Below are 808 nucleotides of genomic sequence, written 5' to 3' on the forward strand. Positions count from 1 at the left end.
ATGGCACATCAATGTCCACCAATTCTTTTAACCATTTATAAGATACAAGCATAATTTAGTTCTCCAGAATGACAGTTGCCACTCTAGTTCTTTTCCTTTCCTATCATTTCAATAGAAGAATCCTCTTCTTACCTTAATTTCTTTTTCAGTAACCAATCTGTATCTACTTTTTGACCAACCATAAAACTATGTTGGCTAAATTTCTCAAAACCATATCGGTTATAAAACGCTTGAGCTTTTGTATTATGCTCCCAAACACCTAACCAAGCCCAGGAAAAACTATTTTTGGTAGCAAGTTCAAGAGCGAATTCAAACAGTTGCTTACCTAGTCCAAATCCTTGGAATTTTTGTAGCACATAGAGGCGTTGAATTTCAAAAGCATCCTCTAATTTTCTCTCAGTCTGAGCACTTCCCCAGTTGACTTTGAGAAAACCAGCTATCTCCTCTTCATGCATAATGAAATAGGTTTCGGAATCTGGATTTTCCAACTCAGTTGACAAAACTCTGAGACTATAAGTCTTTTCAAAGTATTCCTGTAACTGCTCTTCCGTATTATCATGAGCAAATGTTTCACGAAAGGTTTGTTTGGCAATTTTGGACAACGCCCCAATATCTGCCTTTTCTACTTTTCTAATCATTATTTAAACTGTTCTGAGAAGCGGACATCGCCTTGGTAGAACCCACGGATATCATTGATTCCGTAGCGGAGCATAGCGACACGCTCTTGTCCAAGACCAAAGGCAAATCCAGAATAAACAGTCGCATCGATTCCACTCATTTCAAGGACACGTGGGTGAACCATACCGGC

Annotated in this window: 1 protein-coding gene and 1 pseudogene; both read right to left on the reverse strand. The window is 38.7% G+C overall.

Annotated features, from left to right (window positions below):
• Window positions 1-128 precede the first annotated feature (128 nt).
• Complete coding sequence (locus GMD1S_RS10580; protein ID WP_000619930.1) at window positions 129-638, reverse strand: GNAT family N-acetyltransferase; 510 nt, start codon at window positions 636-638, stop codon at window positions 129-131.
• Window positions 638-808 (reverse strand): annotated as a pseudogene (gene pheS, locus GMD1S_RS12055) (phenylalanine--tRNA ligase subunit alpha); the annotation flags it as partial. The pseudogene pheS and the gene GMD1S_RS10580, both read right to left, overlap by 1 nt.

The organism is Streptococcus sp. GMD1S, assembly GCF_000296875.1.
Lineage (GTDB): Bacteria > Bacillota > Bacilli > Lactobacillales > Streptococcaceae > Streptococcus.

Excerpts from the sequence above, each read along its gene's own strand:
- GMD1S_RS10580 (WP_000619930.1), bottom strand. The coding sequence starts at position 638 with ATGATTAGAAAAGTAGAAAAGGCAGATATTGGGGCGTTGTCCAAAATT.